The sequence below is a fragment of the Chamaesiphon sp. VAR_69_metabat_338 genome (assembly GCF_031423935.1).
Classification (GTDB): domain Bacteria; phylum Cyanobacteriota; class Cyanobacteriia; order Cyanobacteriales; family Chamaesiphonaceae; genus Chamaesiphon.
In genome coordinates this window covers 1-1,637 of the sequence record NZ_JANPGM010000331.1, presented here as the reverse complement: position 1 = coordinate 1,637, position 1,637 = coordinate 1, and the positions used below count along the sequence as shown (strand labels likewise).

2 protein-coding genes and 1 pseudogene are annotated in these 1,637 nt (G+C 48.3%); all 3 read right to left on the bottom strand.

Features of this window, described 5'->3' with window-relative positions:
• Positions 1-298 (bottom strand): annotated as a pseudogene (locus RMO84_RS09495) (heat-inducible transcriptional repressor HrcA); the annotation flags it as partial.
• 209 nt (positions 299-507) lie between these two features.
• Positions 508-846 carry a rhodanese-like domain-containing protein gene (locus RMO84_RS09490; RefSeq protein WP_310488229.1) on the bottom strand — a complete coding sequence of 113 codons (339 nt, stop codon included), beginning with the start codon at positions 844-846 and terminating at the stop codon, positions 508-510.
• Between the two features lie 52 nt (positions 847-898).
• Positions 899-1,637 (bottom strand): prolipoprotein diacylglyceryl transferase (lgt, locus tag RMO84_RS09485; protein WP_310488228.1); only part of this gene is annotated, 739 nt, incomplete at its 5' end.

Genomic DNA, 1,637 nt, shown 5'->3' with positions numbered 1-1,637 from the left:
GTTTGTCGGCCAGGATGCCTTCGAGTTGACGACCGATCTCCGGCGATGGTTGAATTAAGCGATCGACGTATAACCGATAACCGGAGTCAGAGGGAATCCTACCCGCAGAAGTATGGGGTTGATACAAGAAGCCAGCTTTTTCGAGCGTCGCAAAACCACTGCGAATTGTCGCGGGACTGATGTTTAAATTGTAGCCATCTACTAGCGTTTTAGAACCAACCGGCTCGGCAGTAGAAATATATTGGCGGATCGTCGCCCACAAAATCTGCTGATGACGCTTATTTAAATCGAATGACATAGACTACTACCGCTTGAGCGGAATTGTAAATGATGGTAGTTCTCTACTAATAGATGCGCTGCTGCTAGCGATCGGTGATGGCCAGATGCTAGCCGATCGACCAAAGATAAAACTGGCTGAATTGTAACCGATCGATCTAGGCGGTGGTAACCGGGGATCGCCCTGCGAGAATACTATCGTAACCGATATCGGGGATCGCGATCGCTTAACTAGTAGCGCGGTAATCGCGGCTCGACAATCTGGCTGTAGGCATCGATGCCGCCGATAATATTGCTAACGTTGGCAAAGCCGCGCTCGACTAGCCACTGACTCATCTGTGCCGATCGCATCCCATGATGGCACAATACCAATGTTTCGATCTCTTTATCCAGCCGCGTGTAAATCTCTGGCGACCAATCGGCGTGTTCGCTCAAGGGTAAGTTGATAAATCTCGGCAGTGCGACAATCGCTAGTTCTTGGGGTTCGCGGACATCGACAAATTGATATTGGCTGTCTGGATCTGCGAGTTTGGCGGCTAATTCAGTAACGGTGATTTCAGTAAAAGTCATATCAAATTTGGTGGCGGTGCTGAATTGGGGGATCGAGAGTTCGGGAACGAGCTTACACCACATCGGGCAATCGCCGTTGCCGAATATACAACCATAATAAACCGACACCCCCGATCGCGATTCCGACGAGACTTACGAGTTGTGCCGTCTTGAGCGTACCAAACATCAAACTATCCGTCCGCAAGCCCTCAACTCCAAATCGTCCGACGCTATAAGCGATTAAATATAATAGAAAGATCGAGCCAGTTTTTAATCGTTGGTGGCGATCATTATTGATGAATAACCACATCAGCCCGATGAATACTAGTAAATTCCAGACAGATTCATACAAAAATGTCGGATGAAAGTAGTCGAAATTTTTGTAGGCAAATGGTCGTCGATCGGCTGGGATAAATAACTTCCAAGGTAAATTCGTCGGACTGCCAAAAGCTTCCGAATTAAAGAAATTACCCCACCGGCCGATCGCTTGCCCTAAAGCCACCGATGGGGCCACAATATCAGCCAATTGCCAGAAGGAAATTTGTTTGAGTTTGGCAAAAATTATCGCCGCGATCGAGCCGCCGATAATTGCACCATGAATGGCAATCCCACCTTCCCAAATCTTGATAATCTGGTCGGGATGTTGGGAGTAATTCGACCACTGAAAAGCTACATAATATAAGCGCGCCGCTGGAATTGCACCCAGTACCAACCAAATCGCTAAATCGGCGATCGCTTCGGGATCGACTTGGCGCGATCTCGCCAAGCGCATCGATAAATTCACCCCAATTAATACCGCCGAGGCGATTAAT

What these genes read in the sequence shown, in the direction of transcription:
- RMO84_RS09490 (WP_310488229.1), bottom strand. Translation starts at nt 846, where the DNA reads ATGACTTTTACTGAAATCACCGTTACTGAATTAGCCGCCAAACTCGCA.